The sequence below is a fragment of the Devosia salina genome (genome assembly GCF_019504385.1).
In the GTDB taxonomy this organism is placed as follows: domain Bacteria; phylum Pseudomonadota; class Alphaproteobacteria; order Rhizobiales; family Devosiaceae; genus Devosia; species Devosia salina.
The window spans coordinates 2,785,976-2,804,367 of sequence record NZ_CP080590.1; the positions used below are offsets into that span (position 1 = coordinate 2,785,976).

Below are 18,392 nucleotides of genomic sequence, written 5' to 3' on the forward strand. Positions count from 1 at the left end.
CGCCCTTTCCTTCGCTCCGGTCTACGTTATGTGCGGAGATAGCCGCCGGTCCGCCGACGGGCGTTCGCTAATGCCGGATAAATGGCCAGAATTGGGCGCGTTGCTGCCGGACCGCTGTCGGCCCCTTTCTGTCGTTTATGAAGATCCCGCTGATAGAAAGAACGGGGTCGGGAACAGCCGGACCGCAACGCGACCATCCTGGTCGTTGATGCTGCAACCACAAACTTTACAACCTCCTATTTATTTCGCGGCGAAGGCAAGGAGTCTTTGCGGCCTGAAGAACTTCTTTGGGGACGACTGTCGCGATAAGCGGCGACACTTTGCCAGCCTTTTGTATGGTTGCCGAGATACAGGCGCCCAAGCTGAAGTCGTCGCTTGTCTCCATCGCGATCGCATTGGCTTCGATACCGGTATCCGCTGGAACATCGGTAATACCCTTAATCAGGCGCATGAGGTGTATGGCGCCAATTTCCGCCTTCTCCGGTTCATGTGGGTGGACACGGTACAGTGCCGGTTGTTTTCCAATCGGTGCCATCGACGCCGGGCGGTATTCGCCTAGGGACATAGCGCTCTCGAAGATACGGCGACGGAAGCTCTCCTCTTCCTCCCGACGCTCCTCCACGGTGCCAAGCGATTCCTCAATCTGATCATGGGGACGTGGAGCATGAGGCGGCACTGTCGCAATCAATTGTTCGCCCTTGTTGACCTGACCATGCGGAAGCTTCAGAGCCTTGGCCCACTTAACAAAGGTCCGTTCGTCGGCAAAGTCATCGAAATGGATCGGGACGTGAGCCAGCTTTTGTTCTCCAGCATCCGTGGCGTAGCCGATCCAGCGGTAGCTCTTCAGCAAGTGAGGCGACAGCTTGTCGATGTCCTTCTGAGCCGCCCCTACCGTGTATTGATCTGGCGCCAGCTTGGCGATCATGTCTGCGCAGAGGATTCCGTCGCAGCGCCGAGCGATATCGAGCAGACCGAAGCCAGTTTCCATATCCGCATACGACCGAATGTCATCTAACACCACGTCGTCCGGCATCGCTTCGCCGATTAGGTATACCGCCGCTGGATCGTCGCGGTAGACGCCGCGCAACCGACCGACACGCTGCCGGATGGCTTCCTCACGTGCCTGCTCCTGGACCGCGCGAGCGTAGGTCCCAGCATGTGCCTGGTGCTGCGTAATGAGGTGTCGCCCGTCACGCATGCGGGTCTTGCGGCCGACTTTGCGGGGCTGCAGGGGGTTGTCTTGTAGGTCTTTACCCGTCCCCAAATAGTCGATCGGCATCTCGGGCTCGGGAAGGTCATATGTGAGTGCAGCGACAAGGCCATCCACCGTTGTGATGGGGAGTTCGGTCCGCCCAAGGCTGATGGCGGCGACGTGGCTTTTGGCGAAATCCAGGCCTGCCGTCGCGCCGTCGTGCATGAAGTCAGCATTCGCAGGCGGCACCCACTCGGCGCAAATTATCTGACGAACGGGCTTCGTTGTCGCGATGATAACCCGGCCGATCGAATGTGCGGCACAGATCGCCGTGATCATACGCCGGATCGCCAGGAGCGCCTTCGCGGTCTCCAGCTCGTCCTGCCCCGCGCGACCCAGCAATTTGGTGACTGCCATCGAACGATCTGGAAACGCGATCGCCCTCAGGTTCGGATCGTTTTCGCATTCGAAGACTTTGATCTCGCGACCACCGAAGACCCGCTCGAGGATCAGCCTGTTGCCGGATGCGTCGAGCAACAGCACAGGGACTTCTGCCCAATTAGGCTCGGTGCGCCAGGACAGCCGGACAACGGGTTCCGCATCGTCGTGTCGGATAAACTGGATGCGAGTGTCACGGCGCGGCTCACGACCGGAAAGCTCATCGAGAACGATTGTTTCAAGCCGCTCAAGCACCAGCGACCACAACCTGTGCTCGGCCTTAACGTGGTTGGATTTGGGCTGCGCGATCAGATCAAGGAAGTCGTGATCAGCCATTCCAGGCCTGACGGTCTGGCCATTTTGAATCGCCGAACTGCAAACCCTCATCGCGTCTCGTACGAGCTCCAGGCAGTTTATCGGACGCTTGTCGCGGATATGCAGGGCTGGATCCTTACCGCTTTCGAGCGCCTTGATGACCAAATCAGCAACTTCCCCACGACGCTCGACAAGCTCGTGTGGGTTCACCCCAGCTTCCTTCTCAGCCTTCGTCTGAGAAGGATTTGGACGAGTTCCACGGAGAGCTGCTATCGGGAAGACGTTGGTGTGCGCGAGCATGTCCCAGATCGCTTCGTCGATGATGACGCCGCGCACCGTCTTGAGCTCTTCGGGAATGGTCAGCGTCAGGAACGCGCGTGCCATGAAAACCACGTGCGCGTTCGCGATTTCCGCTCGCTGCTTGATCGCCTCGCAGGTTGAATAGTGGACGCAGAAGCTGTCCTCGCGCTCACCGTCCTGGTTCTTGATGGTTGACTTGCACATGCCGCTGGAGCCGATGTCCGCGTCGATCAACATTTGCATCCGCTCGGGGAATGCGCAGCCTGCGGCCTTCTTGCCCCGGTACACCATAGTCCTGACCGGACTGCCTTCGGCAAGACCGCGTAGACGCTCAATTTCCTTGTCTACCTCACCTTCAAACACCACACCACGCTCGGCCGCAGCGGATTCGAGCTCGGCATCGGACATCTCCGGGTCGAGGCCCATAGCGAGCGCTCGGTCGCGGATTTCCGAGATGTTGTTGTATGTAGGCATGAGGAAGAGCAACGGTCCACGACGCTGGTCGAGCGGCAGGCTGCCGTCGGCGATGGCATCTGGGTCGCGGAGAATTCTCTTGAGAGTATGATCCGTCTTACCGGCGCCGGTCGGAGCTTTGACGAGGTAGACCGCGCCGTTCTTCCGCTGCAGGCGTATGTCATCGAAAAAGTGGTCAAGCCCCGACCTGATAGTGCCTGCGACCATGGCATGGATCGAGCTACGATCAGATTTGAGCGCCCAGGCCTGCTTGTAATCCTCCGATGCCTTGGTGAAGCCGAGGCTGATCAGTTTTCGACCAGCCGGGAGCCAAGCAAAAGTTTCGTCGCTGCCGCAGATCTTGTTCTTGCCCTTAGAAATTTGCTTCGAAAGCTCGTCCGTCGGCAAGACAGTGGTCTCGCGAACGATCGGCGACAGCGTCCCAGCCGCGACCTGAGCGGCAAACCGGCTTACCTTCTCCGACACGTCGCTGCGGATGTGAGCCTCACTCCACTTGCCGGTAGTCCGCATCGTCCGGAGCGCTTCATCGAAGATGGCCTTCTTGAGCTTCGCGATGCCTCGCTCGTCGATGCAGGCGCTCGGATTCGATCGGACCGTACGCATGGCGATCGAGAAAATGTACTTTTCGCGGCCACCTTCGACGAAGCCATCGGCATCTTCAACCCAGGCACCGCCGGCACTTCGCACGCGCGGCAGATCGATGCCGTCGGCGTCGACATAGTCGAACGTGACATCGGCGCCGCCGGCGTTTCGGTGGAAGGCGCGGACCGCTTCGACAGCGTCGAGAAACGCCTGGAGCTGATCGGGTGTAATAAGGGGCGCCGCCTCCGGCCCAACATGCCACGGCAGATCAGCGCGCCATTTAAGCATGTCGCCGGTTTCGTGGTGCGGACCATAGACGGTCATCATCTTGCCGCTGGTCTGCAGCTCGATCATGTGGTCGGAGCGCGTCTGGCCGTCGGCTTCCATCAGATAATAGACGGCGCTCCGTGGCAGCTCGGCGGCTTCCATCCTGTAGAACAAAGCCATCTTCGGGCGTTTTCCGACGCGGCGGAACGGAGAGAGACCAAGGATTTCCTCGGCTATCTCCTGGATCTGCAAGGAAAGATCGAAATCGGTGATGTCGAGATCTAGGCAGATCGTGTTGCCAGAGACCTCACCGAGAAGGATGGCGGCATTGGCCGTCGGCGCCAGAGTGCACCAGCGATCGGTGACTTCCTGGGTCGGCGGCGTAGTCTGGTATTGCTTCCACTTGATACGCTCACCGGCGATGATGGATGGCAGCCGGCGGCCGTCACGGTCCTGCGGTAGGACAGCCCAGCCGAGCTTCCGCATGCGCGATGCGACGACGCCAAAGTACAGCTGACCGGGGGTGGTCAACCATTCCGTGCCACGGCGGGACGTGCCAGTGGTGTCGATGGGGAAGGACGACGCAAGGGCATCGTCGAGGGCGTCGGTCATATCTAATCCGTCGTATCGTGATCGGCCGCCTCTGTCGGGCTGCTCGTCTAGTGATGGTGGTGTCCTGGTACGCATGGATCAAGCGGATTCGACACCAACCCCTAAATAAAGATGCCATCCCGAAGTGAGTGGCCGTTCACTTCGGAAGTGAAAGCCCGCTCACTTCGGCGGCGTGTCAACATTGGCCCCATCAGGCTGGCGTGGTGTCAACATTGAATTTTTTTCGATTTCTGCACACGAGTTACTTGACTGAAGAAACGGCCAACACGACGCTTGGATTACAGACTTAATCCTTCGACGATATCACTACGCGAAAACACCCCCCAAGGGGGTAACGTATAGCGAAGGTCGTGTCGCGAACTCCCCCAAAAAAGGGCAAGTTCGCAACAGGATCGTGGCGCCAACTATCCATCAAAGGTAGTTCACGACAGTACCTTGATCGCTGCGGTACGGCGCCGGTTTCCTTTCCGGCCGCTCCTTGCAGGGCATCACCTACGATGATCGTCTGGGCGAGATCAGTCGCGTCCGGGTCGCGATGCTGGATGCCGACGAAATGGCGATCGCAGCATGACCCCATCCATCTACTCCGCTCGCGCCCCACCGCGCTCTACGACAGCGCCGCCGACATACACGGGTACGCGGTTCTGCTCTCCGCCGGCTATAGCATCGTCGATCCCAACCTACCGCTGCACCAGCTGGGATATCGCGCCAGCGGAATGGCCTGGTTCCTAAGCCTGATCGAGGACGAGGCCGACGCGCTGGCTTACATGACTTATCCTGATGGCTCAGTCGGCGCCGGTGTCGCGCGTGAAATCCTGGAAGCCCATCTGCACGGTCTGCCCGTCTTCCGTATCGTCGATCGCGAGCTCGTTCCCGAGACAGAGATGCCCTCACGCATCCTTTCAATCGCACAGACCAGGGCCGAGAACGCGAGGCTGGCGGCATGAGTGAGCGTCGGAAATCCGGCCGCCCGGCCGGTCATCATATACCGAGCACTTGGGACGCCCGCGTCCGCATGACCCCTACGGCCGACCAGGTCGCCAGGCTGGCGAGCACCCACGGCCTGGAAGTTTGCATCGAGCGCTGGTCCTGGGTGACGCCGTCACATCTCTATCTACTCGGCCGGCAGGGAGCCCGCGCAGCATGAGCATGCCCCGCCTAATTGGCATCTGTGGAAATCCAGGCGCCGGCAAATCGGAAGTGCAGCGTATCCTGCGCGCCCCCCACGGGTACGAAGCCGCCGACGATGGCTGGCCGCTGCGCGATTTCGCGATCAGGCATTTCGGGTTGACTATGGAGGACGTGTCCACGCAGTTCGGCAAAGCCCGCTGGACCTCAGTGACTGGCGCCAGAATTCAAAACCGCGACATCCTGGGGCGCATTGGGAATGCGCTGGAAAGTGCCTTCGGAGACCATATTTTGCCTTGGCTCGCGGTCCAGAGCCTTGATCCGGATGCGCGGTATTCCTTCGGCAGCGTCCGCCGTGACCAAGGAAAAGTCTACAAATCCTTGGGCGGAGCCTGGTCGACGTGTGGATCGACAATGACGCGGGCCTGCGGGAGCTGAAGGAAAAGGTCCTGGATGCTTTGGTAGAACTCAGGGGACCTCTGGTGGCGGCGGCTTAGGCCCTGGTGCATCGACGCCATTGTCTGCAGCGACTTCCAGCAGCTCCGCCTCGTCATCGAGCTCCATCATCTCGATGGCTTCGCGCGTCGTGATGCGCCCATTGCTCCACGCTTCTAAGATAGCGCGGACTGTCACTAGGCCTTCGTGGTCAGTGTCTGGTGCCATGGAAGAAGGCCTCCCATTTCTCGGCATCGGCATCGCCATAGACGATTTCGACGTCGTCGATATAAGCCCACCGCAGCATCTGCCCGTCGATGTAAACCGCATCCATACCCGAAGGGTCGACGGCATAGACCTTGTTGCCGGTCTCGATCGACTGTTGCCTGGCGAGCTCGGCGACGACGGCGTTGTCGTGCAAGTCCATGGTCAGATCTCCAATACTAGCTGAGGATTGAAGCCGGGATTCTCAAATCGGCGGCCGTCGCGACTGGTGACTGCGTAGCCCCTGGGATTGCAGACGATCCTCGTCGCGCCAACGTTATAGTTGCGGCTCGAATGCACGTGCCCGTGGATCCAGACCGCAGGCTCATATCGCTCGATGATCGCGGTCAGGTCGCTCGCGTAGCTCGCATCATCTGCCGTCAACATTGGCGACCTGAGGGACTTCGGGTGCGGTGCATGATGCGTGACCACGATCGTCGAGCCGTCGAAAGGATCAGCGAGGTCCATCTCGATAAGCTCACGATGGAGCTTATGAAAATGATCCAGATGCCGCGGAGACAGGCGTCTCTGGCCGATGTCGATATTGACGAAATCCGGCATATTCTGACGCGCCCAGACCCGCGCGGCGTCGACGTCTCCGGCGATAGCGTAGTCAGTCCACAACGTCAGACCGATGATCCGCACTCCAGCAATTTCAATGCTGCGGCGCCCGATATGCAGGAGCTCGACGCCCGCATCGCGATACAACTCCTCTGCATCATCGTCGATGTCGTGGCCATAAAAATCGTGATTCCCGAGGACGTAGATGACCGGCAGTCCTCTCGGGACGGCTTGCTCCCGCAGCCATCGAGACGAGCGATCGTGCCCGTCAGCGACGTCGCCTGCGATGACGATGCAGTCGACACCGGCGGATGTCGGTGGCAGCTCGTAGGGAGCAGCGTCGACGTGCAGATCGCTCATGACCCAGGCTCTCATCTCAAGCCCCGCTGCTCGTCGACCCAGCCGCTAATTACGTCCCACCAATCGTCTCCGAGCGAGAGAGCGTTGACGTCGTGGATCGTCATGCCGCCCCGCATCTGCGCAATGACCTCAGACCAGTTACGGCGATCCAAAAGACGCGCCGCAGCCATCATTTCTTCATGCGTTGGATGGTCGGACAGGACATCCTCCGCAGCGGCGATGCCAATCTGCGCTAGCGCATCGAGGATTGACGGCAGCCAGTCTTTGCCGCTGCCGACGGCTAGGAGCGCACGGATGGACTGGTGTGACGGATCACGTAGAGCGTCGCGAGCCTGATCCCTCACTGATGGATCCCTAGACTCGACCATTCCTGCCGCCACGCCCCACATGGCTCGCGCGATGCTGCGTTCCCTTTCCTGGATCACCATTTTCAGCACCTCGCCAGGATCTGGTCGCGACCGTCGATAATGGTCGTCACGATCCGAGTGAGCTGACGTATCGAACCGCCCGGCCACACCTGCTTGACCAGGTCAATTTCGTCTTCGGCGAGGTCACCGAAAAAGCGGCTGTCGACGCCCCGCTCGCGGGCGATGCGATCGACGATTTGTCGCGTCAGGGCGCCCAGGTGCTGCCACGTCGGCTCAGGCATGGTCAGGATGCGGAAACGATCTCGCAGCGGCGCCGGCACGCGATCGAGGTCGTTGGCGGTCGCGAAGTGCGTAACTGCGCTCAGGTCCACCTCGACTTCGAGTGCCAGGTCTCGATATCGGCGAGCCTGATCGATCTCGAGCATAGGCAACATCGCGTCGAGGACATTGCCGTTATGCCGGCTCTCGCCCGACTTTTCGATTTCGTCCCAAATGATCGCGACGGATGCCAACCCCGTTCGCTTGATCAGCTGGAGGGGCACGCTCTCCCGCACCGTTGACCATTGCGCCGACGTTCCCATTGCCGAGCTATGACCGGGACAACGATGACCCCGTGAGCGTCGTCATCGTCTTCTTTGACGTCGCCGAAAATCGCATCGAGCGATGCAGTGGTCTCAAGTTCCCAATCGTCGTCCGAAGCAGCAGGCGGTCGCCTCACTAGAGATGCCAGCCCCTTGCCATCGCTGTGGATTAGCGCGAGATCGCCAATCACGGGGGCAAAATTGCCGAGAACCCGGAAGCCAAATTTCAGGTTCTTAGCAGCATCTCCAGCCTCGTAGTGACCGTCACCACTCGTAGTGCTCACGCCTATGGCGAAGGCGATCGCGTAGATGACGTCCAGGTCGCTGGCTCTCCCCCGCGCGCGCCGCTTAACCGCCTGCAGCATGACGCGCCCAGTCGCCTCACCCTCGCCCAAAAGGGCGATAAGAACATCAACGCGCTCGGCGAGTTGCAAGTCGTGATAGCAATAGTCTGCCGATTGCAGCGCAGCAGCACGCAGGGCGACCAGATTCTCCACGTCGGCTGTGACCTTTGCGTTTTCCGACGCGATGAAAAGCTCGTCAGCCAGCAAAATGTTATCCGACCGACGCTGGCGCCAGAAATCGACGTACGCCATAGCGTCAGCCTGCACGCTGTCACCCCGCGGCGGGTATCCGCAAACGAGCTCGTCAGTGGTAGGCAACGCGCCGTCGTGGATTTCGGTAATGCGACGCTCGCGGACTTTGAGAGCGTCCAACGTGTCTGCATTTGGGGATGCGGAATCGCTCCGCCTGCCAGTCGAGCTGGTCATGATCACGCCTCTTAAGATCAGCGATACGCAGACGCCTGAAGCGTGAGCGCAACTTTGGGAGCGTCCGTCTACATGCCGGACAGGCTCATGTCGAGGTCAGACCGGTAGAGGAGTTAACGGGGTGTTATTCGATCGGCTTGCCCATGTGTTTCATGTAGAGAGCGGACAGGATCGAGCCTAGGGCTTCTGGATGGCCGTCAGCGTCCAAGAAATCCTGGCACGTCTCCTCGAGATGCCGGCGGACGTTGGTCTGGTCAGCAATGTTTCCCTGAACTTCGACAAGCGCGGCGATGTTCTCGGGGACGTCGCTTTCGCCTGACATCCATTTTTGCATCGTCCGCTGTCCGACGTCGACGAAACGCGCCGCCCGAGCGGAGGATTTGTCCGGGAACGCACGGTGCACTGCCGACCGGAATTTCAAATTTGAGAGTTGAGACATGACAAAGGGCCCTGCGACTGTCACATCGTAGAACCCTCATCTTTAGGTTTCGTCAACCGGCGTCGGTCTGAAATCGTCCGGCACACCATGGCGCTCAAACATCAGCATCAATCGCGCGAGCCACGGTGGGATCGGGCGCTGCCCACTCTCGTATCGGCGGATCGTGACGGCGACGGTGCTATCGGCGCCTACGTATCCTATAACGCGAGCGAGCTCGAGCGTGGATAGCTCGAGCTCGTGGCGGATGCGCTTCATGTCATCGCCGGTGAAAGTCATTTTAATCCGAGATCTGGCGCTCGTCTGCGGCGCGGATGAGGCGATTGAAGTCAGTCATTTCGTAGATGCGCCCGGCTTCGTAAGTTGTGACTTGGTAGAAGTTCAGACCATCTGTAACGGTGTCGGGCGAGACGTCCTTGCGCATCGCATCGAGCGCTTCCGCAGCGGTCTTGGCTTCAGCGACATAGGCGAGGCCATCATCCCAAGTGATCGCGACATGGGTGAAGTTCAGCGGCTTGAAGTCGTACACCCCCTCAGCCATCAAATCGGGGTCGTACTCCAGTTCCATTTCGTCCTCGATCATCTCGATCAGTTCGTCGACGACCTCATTGTGGAGATCGTTATCGACGAGATCGTCTTCGTATTTTGCGCCCTCCTTGTAGCAGGCGATGGCGTCGCAAGCCGCAATCATCGGGTCGCTATCCCAAGTGCGGAAGCTGCCCCCATTGTGCTTACGATTTGCGTCCATGCCCTTGTAGATATCGGCGGCGATCTGGGTAGCGGTAAATTCTGTCATTCTCATTCTCCACGGGTTGGTTTGTCGGGTGTGTCCCGTTTGGCCACCGGCCTATGCCGTCAGCGATGATTGAAAGATAATGTAGCCATATGGCTACATCAAGAGGGAGGGTGAAGATTTTTATGCGGCAAGAAATGGGCGGCGAAACTTCGGGCTGATGCCCTCGATCCGGTCGAGATACTCATCGATGATGTTGGCAGCACGCGAGCGGGCAAAAGAGCCAATGCCAAGGCCTTCATTGTCGGGCAGCGTGTCTTGGAAAGCCTCGAGTTCCGGCACCGACATTACTGCAGCCTGCTCCAGCAAGTCGGCGATATCCGACCAGCTCTTACGCATGTCGGGTTTGTAGTAATCTTCGGCCGCGCGTTTCCGGAAATCGTGGATATGCATAATGAAAACGGCGTGCTCGACGGTGCGGATATCAATTTTCAGTGTCATTGGCTGGTCTCTAATCGTGGATAGTGTCGGCGAAAATGACGTCGCTGGTGGTCATGACGCCGCGCGGGATTTTCGTGACCTGGTTTTTCGCGAGGAAATCGTCGATCAACTTCTGGCGCTCTTCCTTGCTCATCGCGATCGCAGTCGGCGTGCGACGAGGTGCCGGGCGCCATGGGTGCGCCGGCTGACGGACTGGGGTCGCGGGTTCGTCGTCAGAGCGTGACATACCTGCGCTCTTGAGCACGTTGTAGATTGTGCGGTCGGAGGTCCCAAAACGCTCCGCCAGCGCGGACACTTCGATTGCGGGGTAACGGGTGGCGATCTCAATGACGCGCGCGGCGTCGACGATATTTTCAGCGCACTGGCGGCGAGTGGGGCGAGAGAGGGTGGAAGTAGTCGTCATCTTTCTGCTTTCGTTGGCGCGGGTAGCCTGAGTCCCCGCCAGGTGTTGAAGGTACGAAGGTGACTGCGACGGTCAAAACGACGATGACCTAAAAGTATCAGCTAGTACACACTTTTTTATCTGAAATTTCTCACTTTTTGCTATTGCAGTTGGCGAGAGCAGACACCATCGTACGCGCACGAAGGGGCTGGTCTCCGGCCCAGTTGAGGTGAGTTGAGATGAAATACGACGAGGAGGAACAGGCCACACGCAGGCAGCAGCTCCTCGAGATCATGCAACTGCTCTACGGGGAGAATGGGAGGTCCGAGTTGGCACGGGATCTCCGCATGTCACACTCTCTGATTTCTCAGATGCTACGCGGCGAGAAGCCTGTCTCGAACAAGTTTTTGGTGCGGCTGATGAGTGAGATCGATCAGATCCTCTACGCCCAGGCCGTAGAGCTCTATCACGCGCGGGAGTTGGTTCTGGAGTTGGGTCGTTCGGTAGTACCGAGCTTCGACTTGCCGTTTATCCAGTCCAATGAAACCCACGACGCATTACTGCGACAAGTGGAACGAGAATCTGCGGCGTTCGAGGCGGACAAGCCCGATCAAGATGACGAATTGCTAGCGGAGGTTGAGAGACACCAGCAGCGCAGGTCGTTCAAAACTCGCTGACTGAGTTGTACGTGATCTGCGAAACGCGTATAACGAGGGGAGGTGGTGGGCGCGGCAGGACTCGAACCTGCAACCAGAGTGTTATGAGCACTCGGCTCTAACCGTTGAGCTACACGCCCTCCGAGCCGGCTTATAAGGGATCACCGCAGGATGGTGAATAGGGGAACAGGAAAAAGTCAATCTGTCCCCGTATCTGTCCCCCTGGCGCCAACATCGCCGTCTCAAACAATGGCAAACACTTGAGCTACAACGAAAATTCTAAATACGCCGGAGCGCCCCGAAGACCGTTATGAGCGGTCGGCTCTAACCATTGAGCTATAGGCCCCTGCCCGCGTCTTATCAGGGTCGCGGCTGCTGTCAAATGCTCAAAATGCGATGAAGCGAGACGGAGCCCAGGGCTTCTCGCTGCGCCGCGCCTGCACTAGTCTGTTCGCTCTCCGCACACCATTCGGGACACGAACATGCGCGAAGGCGACATCATCCAGGGGCTGATCCGAGGGCTGACGGTCATCGAATGCTTCGATGAGGAACACGCGCGCATGTCGATCACCGATGTGGCGCAGCGGACAGGGCTGGAGCGCGCCACCGCCCGCCGCTGCCTGCTGACCCTGGCCCATCTCGGCTATGCCATCTATGACGGCAAATTCTTCCAGCTGACGCCCCGGGTGCTCAATCTGGGACATTCCTATCTCGCGGCAACGCCCCTGCCCCGCCTGATCCAGCCCTTTCTGGAGGAGCTCTCCCACGCCACCAGCGAGAGCACGTCGGCCGCCGTGCTGGAAGGCACCGACATTCTCTATGTCGCCCGCGCCTCGACCCGCCGGGTGATGTCGATCAATCTGGGTGCCGGTGCGCGCCTGCCCGCCTATTGCACCTCCATGGGCCGCACGCTGCTTGCGGCCCTGCCGCGCGAGGACGCCCAGGCCATCCTCGACCGCTCGGACATCGTTGCCTATACCGAACGCACCAAAGCCGACATGGCAACCATCACTACAGAGCTGGCCGTGGTCGCTGCCCAGGGCTTTGCCGTCATCGACCAGGAACTCGAGCTCGGCCTCTGCTCGATCGCCGTTCCCCTTTACAATGCGATTGGTCAGGTGGTGGCGGCGATCAATATCGGTGCCCAGACGGCCCGCGCCCCGACCTCGCGCATGATTGCGCATTTCCTGCCCCTGATGCGCAAGGTGCAGGCCGAGGTCCGCCCGCTGCTGCGCTGAGCAGTTCTGGCAGGGCGCGCCCAGTTTGCCTGGGACCATGCACCGGCGTCCGAAAACTGTCGTCTCCGCGCGCTAGCCTGGACGCTGCGGAGTCGCAGCAGCCCCCACAGTGCCGTCACATAACGCCTCGACCCGCCGCGGAAGAATTCGCGAGCCGGTTCAATTTCACCTGCAATTTCAGATACTAAACCTGTCACAAACCAGTCATGCAAGTGCAATAAAACTGTCGCGAGGCACTCCTATGGTCTGCCGCGTCTGAGGGCAGCCCCCACGAACTGGCTGGCCAATCGCAAATGAATTCCGGAAGGGACATTCCATGAAGACCGCACTCTACGCCAGTGCCGCCGTTATCGCTCTTGCCGCGTTCGGCACCAATGCTGCCTACGCCCAGTCGCGCGACACCATCCAAATCGCCGGTTCCTCGACCGTGCTGCCCTTCGCCTCGATCGTTGCCGAAGAATTCGGCGCCGCCTTCCCCGAGTTCAACACCCCGGTCGTGGGTTCGGGCGGCTCCTCGGGCGGCCTGCGCCAGTTCTGTGAAGGCGTGGGTGAGAACACCATCGATATCGCCAATGCTTCGCGCCGCATCAAGGCCAGCGAAGTCGAAGCCTGTAACGCTGCCGGCGTGAACGACATCCGCGAAATCCAGATCGGCTTCGATGGCATCGTGTTCGCCACTTCCGCGGACAAGGGCGATTTCGCCCTCTCGCCCGTCCATGTCTACAAGGCCATCGCCGCCAAGGTGCCGGTTGACGGCGAAATGGTCGACAATCCCTATACCACCTGGGACCAGATCGACGCGTCGCTCCCGGCCCAGCCGATCGCCCTGGCCGTTCCCGCCTCCAACCACGGCACCCGCGAAGTCTTCCAGGAGAAGGTTGTCTCGGCTGGCTGTGAAGAAGCTGGTCTCCCCGAGATGAGCGAAGACGACATGGAAGCCGCCTGCACCACCTTCCGTCAGGACGTGGTCGTGGAGATCGCCGGCGACTACACCGAGACCCTGGCTCGTCTGCAATCCAACCCCGACACGGTCGGCGTTTTCGGCCTGTCCTTCTACGAGCAGAACCGCGACACCCTCAAGGTTGCCACCGTGGACGGCGTCACCCCGTCGCTCGAAACCGTCGCCGCCGGCGAATATCCGGTTTCCCGTCCGCTGTTCTTCTACGTCAAGGGCGAGCACATCGGTGTCATTCCCGGCATCGAGGAATATGTCCAGTTCTTCATGTCCGATGCCATGGCTGGCAATGGCGGCACCCTGGAAGGCGCCGGCATGATCCCGCAGCCGGCCGACAAGACCGCTGAAGTCGTGTCCAACTTCGAGAACGGCGTGTCGCTCACCGCCTCCGATCTCTAAGGCAGACCATTCGGGGGGAGGCGCGCCGCGCCTCCCCTTTTCATCGCCACTCCACACGGGAGCTCGGAGACGTGAACGCCTGGATCATTGCAGCGCTGCTGCTCGTCCTTCTCAGCCTGAGCTACTCTGTGGGTTGGTCAAAGGCCCGCGCCTTCGCCAGCGCCGGCGCCAGCGGCGCCAAGCTGCATTCCCGCCCACAATACCATGCCGCGCGCCTCGCTTTGTGGACGCTGGTGCCGGCGCTCCTGGTGCTGGTGGCCTGGGGTGTCTTCGGCGACCTGCTCAGCCGCAACTATATCCTCGGCCTGTTGCCCGCCGACATCGCCACCCAGACCGGTCCCGCCCTCGAAACCGCCATTCAGCGCGTGCGTTCCATTGCCTCTGGCTACGGTGTCGCCGGTGAGTTGGCCGACTATGAGCAGCCTGCCGGCCAGGCGCTGGCCCAGTTCAATTTCATCGTCATGCTGGTGATGCTTCTGGCCGCGGCGGCCTTGGGCATTGCCGGTTTGCTGTTTGCCCGCGCCCGCATCACGCCGCGCTTGCGGGCCCGCAATCAGGTCGAGCAGGTCATCGGCCTGCTGTTGCTGGCCTGCTCGGCCGTTGCCATCCTCACCACCCTGGGCATCGTCATATCGCTGCTGACCGAGGCGCTGCGCTTCTTCAGCTTCGTCAATCCGCTGGACTTCTTCTTCGGCACCGTCTGGCAGCCGGGCTTCGCGACCACCGGCGCCGGCTCGTCCGGCGGCTACGGCATCCTGCCCCTGCTCTGGGGCACGGTGATGGTCAGCACCATCGCCATCCTCGTGGCACTGCCCATCGGGCTGATGTCGGCCATCTGGCTCAATCAATATGCGCCCGCCCGCATTCGCGCCCTGGTCAAGCCGGTCATCGAAATCCTCGCCGGCATTCCCACCATCGTCTATGGCTTCTTCGCGCTGGTGACGGTTGGGCCGTTCCTCGCCGGCTTCGGTGACCTGATCGGCGTCGATATCCGCGCCACCAGCGCCCTGACGGCGGGCGTGGTGATGGGCGTGATGATCATCCCGTTCATTTCCTCACTCAGCGACGACATCCTCAACCAGGTGCCCCGCACCCTGCGCGACGGTGCCTATGGCCTGGGCGCCACCCAGTCCGAGACCATTCGCAACGTGCTGCTGCCGGCCGCCCTGCCCGGCATTGTCGGCGCCTTTCTCCTCGCGGTCAGCCGCGCCATCGGCGAGACCATGATCGTGGTGCTGGCGGCCGGTAACGCGCCCATCCTGCGCGCCAATCCGTTCGAGCCCACCTCGACCGTCACCGTCTCCATCGTCAACCAGCTGACTGGCGACACCGATTTCGCCGGCCCGCAATCGCTGGTCGCCTTCGCGCTGGGCCTCACCCTCTTCGCCATGACACTGGTCCTCAACATTCTGGCCCTCTACATCGTCCGCCGCTTCCGGGAGCAGTACGAATAATGTCCCAGACCTCGATGACATCCCGCACCGACGGCGCCACGACCACTACCGCCCGCGTCCGCGCCACACTGGCGCGCCGCCATCGCGGGGAGGCCATCTTCCGTGGCCTGGGCATCCTCGCCGTGGTCCTGGCCCTCGGCTTCGTGGCGATCCTGTTCACCACCATCATCTCCAAGGGCCTGCCCTCGTTCCAGCAATCGCGACTGCATCTGGAAGTCTTCTTCGACCCGGCCATCATCGATGAAGGGCCGGCGCCCGTGCACGAGCCGGGCCAGTCCGATGCAGATTTCCGGGCAGCCAGTCTCAAGTGGCAGCGCAATCTGGCCATGCTGAACTGGAACAAGATCGTCGAGGACGCCATCCGCCGCGCCGCGCCCGAAGGCTTCGACATCGACAGCCGCGCCGCCCTCTCGATCCCCGAGACCAGCGAACGCCACATGCTGCGTGAGATGTTCGTGCAGAACCCCGACCTCCTGGGCAAGACAGTCGAGGTCAGCATGTTGGCCTCAGCCAATGTCGACAATTGGCTCAAGGGCACGATCGATCGCAGCCTGGGCGACGCCCAGCAGCAGCTTGCCGCCCCCGCCCGCGAGCTCGCCGACCTCTTTGCCGAAAACGGCACCATCACCCGCGACTTCGCCTGGAGCCTGTTCTTCAACGTCGACAGCCGCGCCGCGCCGGCCGCCGCCGGTCTTGCCGGCGCCTTCATGGGCTCGGTCTATATGATGCTCATCGTCATCGTGCTGGCCGTGCCGATCGGGGTGGCCAGCGCCATCTATCTCGAGGAATTTGCGCCCAAGTCGCGCCTGACCGACCTCATTGAGGTCAACATCAACAATCTCGCCGCCGTGCCCTCCATTGTCTTCGGTCTGCTCGGCGCCGCGGTCTTCATCAACACGCTGCACCTGCCCCTCTCCGCGCCGCTGGCTGGCGGCCTGGTGCTGACCCTGATGACACTGCCCACCATCATCATCGCCACCCGCGCCGCGCTCAAGGGCGTGCCGCCGTCCCTGCGCCAGGCGGCGCTAGGCATGGGCGCCTCCAAGACGCAGATGGTGTTCCACCACGTGTTGCCGGTCACCTTCCCCTCGATCCTGACGGCCACCATTATCGGCGTCGCCCAGGCGCTGGGCGAAACCGCACCGCTCCTGCTGATCGGTATGAACGCCTTCGTGGCCGCAGTTCCGGCCACTCCGCTCGATCAGGCCACGGCCCTGCCCGTCCAGATCTATCTCTGGCAGGGCAACGAAAACCGAAACTTCTTTGAAGCGCGCACATCGGCTGCCATCATGGTGTTGCTGGCCCTTATGATCGTGCTCAACGCCATCGCCATATTCCTGCGTTCGCGCCTTGAAAAGCGCGCTTGAGGAGACTTGAAATGGACGTTCTTGCCGGCAAGGTAAAAGTGACCTCCAAGACCCTGGACCAGACCATGAACCCCGCCGAAATGATGGACCATCCCATCCGCCTGACGGCCCGCGACGTCACCGTGCACTACGGGACCAAGCAGGCGCTGCATGGCATCTCCATCGACATTCCCGACCGCGCCGTCACCGCCTTTATCGGCCCCTCGGGCTGCGGCAAGTCAACCTTCCTGCGCTGCATCAACCGCATGAACGACACCATCGAAGGTGCTAGGGTCGGTGGCCGCATCGAGCTCGACGGCCAGGACATCTATGCCCCCGACCTCGACGTGGTCGAACTGCGCGCCCGTGTCGGCATGGTGTTCCAGAAGCCCAACCCCTTCCCCAAATCCATCTACGACAACGTCGGCTATGGTCCCCGCATCCATGGCCTGGCCCGCAACAAGGCGGAGCTCGACGAGATCGTGATTTCCTCGCTGCGCAAGGCGGGGCTGTTCGAGGAGGTCAAGGACCGCCTCTCCGAACCCGGCACCGGCCTCTCCGGCGGCCAGCAGCAGCGCCTGTGCATCGCACGCGCCATCGCCGTCGGGCCCGAGGTCATCCTGATGGACGAGCCCTGCTCGGCCCTCGACCCGATTGCCACCGCCATCATCGAAGAGCTGATCGACGAGTTGCGCGAGAACTACACCATCGTCATCGTCACCCACTCGATGCAGCAGGCCGCCCGCGTCAGCCAGAAGACCGCCTTCTTCCACCTGGGCAATCTCATCGAGCAGGGCGATACCGAGGACATTTTCACCAATCCGGTGAACAAGCAGACCCAGGACTACATCATGGGCCGCATCGGCTAAGGCGAGAGGGACGAGGACAAAGACCATGCCCAATACCGGCACCGACCACATCGTCACCGCCTATAATGAAGAGCTGCTCGCGCTGGCCCAGGCCATTGCCGAGATGGGCGGCCAGGTCGAGCAGGCCGTCGAGAACGGCACCCGCGCCCTGCTCAAGCTGGACCGTGAACTGGCGGACCTGACGATCATCGCCGACCAGCGTATCGACGATATGCAGCGTCATATCGACGAGATGGCAGTCTCCATGATCGCCCGCCGCCAGCCCATGGCCAGCGATTTGCGCGCGATCATCACCTCCATCCATGTGGCGAGTGATCTCGAGCGCATCGGCGACATGGCCAAGCAACTGGCCCGCCGTTCGCTCAAGCTCGAGGGCCTCAATCTGCAGCCGACTTTCTACAATGGCGTCAAGAACATGACCGCGCTGGTTCTGCGCCAGGTCAAGGACGCGCTGGACGCCTATGGCAATCGCGAGGCGGCCGCCTCGGTGGAAGTGTGCAACCGCGACGACGAGGTGGATGCCATGTACACCTCGCTGTTCCGCGAGCTGTTGACCTACATGCTCGAGGATCCGCGCAACATCACCGCCTGCACCCACCTGCTGTTCTGCGCCAAGAGCCTGGAGCGGGTCGGCGATCACGCCACCAACATCGCCGAGCGCGCCTATTACCTGGCAACGGGCAAGCAGCTCACCGGCGATGTCCAGGAGCTGCAGCGCCAGCAGATCAAGGCTTAATCATAGAGGGAATGTTCATCGCCTCCCTCCCCCTTGAGGG

Annotated in this window: 21 protein-coding genes and 1 tRNA gene; 9 read left to right on the top strand and 13 right to left on the bottom strand. The window is 61.0% G+C overall.

Going from position 1 to position 18,392, the window contains the following annotated elements:
- Nucleotides 1-226: 226 nt before the first annotated feature.
- On the bottom strand, nt 227-4,180 hold the full coding sequence (locus K1X15_RS13600) for a bifunctional DNA primase/polymerase (protein WP_220304158.1): 3,954 nt from the start codon (nt 4,178-4,180) through the stop codon (nt 227-229).
- Between the two features lie 542 nt (nt 4,181-4,722).
- On the opposite strand from K1X15_RS13600, the gene K1X15_RS13605 reads away from it, so the two are divergent.
- Both K1X15_RS13605 and K1X15_RS13610 read left to right on the top strand, forming a co-directional pair.
- On the top strand, nt 4,723-5,127 hold the full coding sequence (locus K1X15_RS13605) for a hypothetical protein (protein WP_220304159.1): 405 nt from the start codon (nt 4,723-4,725) through the stop codon (nt 5,125-5,127).
- Between the two features lie 196 nt (nt 5,128-5,323).
- The gene (locus tag K1X15_RS13610; RefSeq protein ID WP_220304160.1) at nt 5,324-5,746 is read left to right on the top strand and encodes a nucleoside/nucleotide kinase family protein; all 423 of its coding nucleotides are present in this window, start codon (nt 5,324-5,326) and stop codon (nt 5,744-5,746) included.
- A gap of 30 nt (nt 5,747-5,776) precedes the next feature.
- On the opposite strand, the gene K1X15_RS13615 is transcribed toward K1X15_RS13610, so the two are convergent.
- The 11 genes from K1X15_RS13615 to K1X15_RS13665 form a co-directional block, all read right to left on the bottom strand.
- Complete coding sequence (locus tag K1X15_RS13615) at nt 5,777-5,971, bottom strand: hypothetical protein (RefSeq protein WP_220304161.1); 195 nt, start codon at nt 5,969-5,971, stop codon at nt 5,777-5,779.
- Nucleotides 5,955-6,170 carry a hypothetical protein gene (locus K1X15_RS13620; RefSeq protein WP_220304162.1) on the bottom strand — a complete coding sequence of 72 codons (216 nt, stop codon included), beginning with the start codon at nt 6,168-6,170 and terminating at the stop codon, nt 5,955-5,957. Before K1X15_RS13620 ends, K1X15_RS13615 begins: the two co-directional genes overlap by 17 nt.
- 2 nt (nt 6,171-6,172) lie before the next feature.
- Entirely contained in the window at nt 6,173-6,928 is a 756-nt protein-coding gene (locus K1X15_RS13625; RefSeq protein WP_220304163.1) for a metallophosphoesterase, read from the bottom strand.
- An 11-nt stretch (nt 6,929-6,939) separates the two neighbouring features.
- A complete protein-coding gene (locus K1X15_RS13630; protein ID WP_220304164.1) occupies nt 6,940-7,356 on the bottom strand; it encodes a hypothetical protein in 417 nt (138 codons plus the stop codon).
- A gap of 2 nt (nt 7,357-7,358) precedes the next feature.
- Complete coding sequence (locus tag K1X15_RS13635) at nt 7,359-7,838, bottom strand: P-loop NTPase family protein (protein WP_220304165.1); 480 nt, start codon at nt 7,836-7,838, stop codon at nt 7,359-7,361.
- Nucleotides 7,823-8,647, bottom strand: coding sequence for a hypothetical protein (locus K1X15_RS13640; protein ID WP_220304166.1), 825 nt, complete (start codon nt 8,645-8,647; stop codon nt 7,823-7,825). The genes K1X15_RS13635 and K1X15_RS13640 overlap by 16 nt, the downstream gene beginning before the upstream one ends.
- Nucleotides 8,648-8,771: 124 nt before the next feature.
- Nucleotides 8,772-9,086, bottom strand: coding sequence for a hypothetical protein (locus K1X15_RS13645; protein ID WP_220304167.1), 315 nt, complete (start codon nt 9,084-9,086; stop codon nt 8,772-8,774).
- Between the two features lie 42 nt (nt 9,087-9,128).
- Entirely contained in the window at nt 9,129-9,362 is a 234-nt protein-coding gene (locus K1X15_RS13650) for a helix-turn-helix domain-containing protein (RefSeq protein WP_220304168.1), read from the bottom strand.
- A 1-nt stretch (nt 9,363) separates the two neighbouring features.
- Nucleotides 9,364-9,879, bottom strand: a complete 516-nt coding sequence (locus K1X15_RS13655) for a hypothetical protein (protein ID WP_220304169.1) — start codon at nt 9,877-9,879, stop codon at nt 9,364-9,366.
- Nucleotides 9,880-9,999: 120 nt separating this feature from the next.
- Complete coding sequence (locus tag K1X15_RS13660) at nt 10,000-10,317, bottom strand: hypothetical protein (protein ID WP_220304170.1); 318 nt, start codon at nt 10,315-10,317, stop codon at nt 10,000-10,002.
- Nucleotides 10,318-10,327: 10 nt separating this feature from the next.
- Nucleotides 10,328-10,720, bottom strand: a complete 393-nt coding sequence (locus tag K1X15_RS13665; RefSeq protein ID WP_220304171.1) for a hypothetical protein — start codon at nt 10,718-10,720, stop codon at nt 10,328-10,330.
- 218 nt (nt 10,721-10,938) lie between these two features.
- On the opposite strand from K1X15_RS13665, the gene K1X15_RS13670 reads away from it, so the two are divergent.
- Entirely contained in the window at nt 10,939-11,376 is a 438-nt protein-coding gene (locus tag K1X15_RS13670; RefSeq protein WP_220304172.1) for a hypothetical protein, read from the top strand.
- Between the two features lie 43 nt (nt 11,377-11,419).
- Here the strand turns inward: K1X15_RS13670 and K1X15_RS13675 are convergent.
- A tRNA-Ile gene (locus K1X15_RS13675) sits at nt 11,420-11,495 on the bottom strand.
- 342 nt (nt 11,496-11,837) lie between these two features.
- Here K1X15_RS13675 and K1X15_RS13680 point away from each other — a divergent pair.
- The 6 genes from K1X15_RS13680 (at nt 11,838) to phoU (ending at nt 18,352) form a co-directional block, all read left to right on the top strand.
- Nucleotides 11,838-12,593, top strand: a complete 756-nt coding sequence (locus K1X15_RS13680; RefSeq protein ID WP_220304173.1) for an IclR family transcriptional regulator domain-containing protein — start codon at nt 11,838-11,840, stop codon at nt 12,591-12,593.
- 316 nt (nt 12,594-12,909) lie between these two features.
- Nucleotides 12,910-13,947 carry a substrate-binding domain-containing protein gene (locus tag K1X15_RS13685; protein ID WP_220304174.1) on the top strand — a complete coding sequence of 346 codons (1,038 nt, stop codon included), beginning with the start codon at nt 12,910-12,912 and terminating at the stop codon, nt 13,945-13,947.
- A gap of 83 nt (nt 13,948-14,030) precedes the next feature.
- Nucleotides 14,031-15,401, top strand: coding sequence for a phosphate ABC transporter permease subunit PstC (pstC, locus tag K1X15_RS13690; RefSeq protein ID WP_220307547.1), 1,371 nt, complete (start codon nt 14,031-14,033; stop codon nt 15,399-15,401).
- Nucleotides 15,401-16,768, top strand: coding sequence for a phosphate ABC transporter permease PstA (pstA, locus tag K1X15_RS13695; RefSeq protein ID WP_240549495.1), 1,368 nt, complete (start codon nt 15,401-15,403; stop codon nt 16,766-16,768). The genes pstC and pstA overlap by 1 nt, the downstream gene beginning before the upstream one ends.
- 65 nt (nt 16,769-16,833) lie before the next feature.
- The gene (gene pstB / locus K1X15_RS13700; RefSeq protein WP_220307549.1) at nt 16,834-17,616 is read left to right on the top strand and encodes a phosphate ABC transporter ATP-binding protein PstB; all 783 of its coding nucleotides are present in this window, start codon (nt 16,834-16,836) and stop codon (nt 17,614-17,616) included.
- 25 nt (nt 17,617-17,641) lie between these two features.
- Nucleotides 17,642-18,352, top strand: coding sequence for a phosphate signaling complex protein PhoU (gene phoU, locus K1X15_RS13705; protein WP_220304175.1), 711 nt, complete (start codon nt 17,642-17,644; stop codon nt 18,350-18,352).
- Nucleotides 18,353-18,392 lie beyond the last annotated feature (40 nt).